We start from the raw sequence: 457 nt of genomic DNA, 5'->3' as shown, positions 1-457 counted from the left end.
GTCTTTCTTGTCGGTCTTCTTACCACGAATCGCTTTAACATATTTTGGGTGAGCCAGACAGATGTTAGCGTGTTCTTCGAGGATATTGAAGACAGGAATCCAGTATTTACCAGTGGATTCCATAGAGACATCAAAGCAGGAATAGTATTCCAACCAATTGCGTAGCTGAATGAGACCATTGGTAAAGGTTGAGAACCGTTTACGGTGGTACTCAGTGATTCCGTGATTGTCGGCGATGGCAATAACCGCTACGATAAAGGTTTTATGCACATCAATGCCACAACAATTGGGGTAAACAATTTTTAACATGAGGGGTCTCCCTTCACCAAATTTGAGAAGTGCCTATCCCTTGACTGCTCTTCCCTTACACAAACGAGTCGCTTATCCAATTATAAGTTTACGTGCTCAAAGTCACAGTTAGTTGTGCTTGATAGGAAGAGCTACACCTATAAAAATG

Annotated in this window: 1 protein-coding gene; it reads right to left on the bottom strand. The window is 42.0% G+C overall.

Features of this window, described 5'->3' with window-relative positions; translation table 11 throughout:
- Window positions 1-309: IS110 family transposase (locus tag E4T82_RS12080; protein ID WP_167753635.1), on the bottom strand; the 309-nt coding region annotated here is incomplete at its 3' end.
- Between the last annotated feature and the right edge of the window lie 148 nt (window positions 310-457).

It is taken from the genome of Streptococcus cuniculi (assembly GCF_004570575.1).
Taxonomy (GTDB): Bacteria; Bacillota; Bacilli; order Lactobacillales; family Streptococcaceae; genus Streptococcus; species Streptococcus cuniculi_A.
The sequence above is the reverse complement of the archived record's forward strand: the minus strand, read 5'-3'. Positions and strand labels throughout refer to the sequence as shown.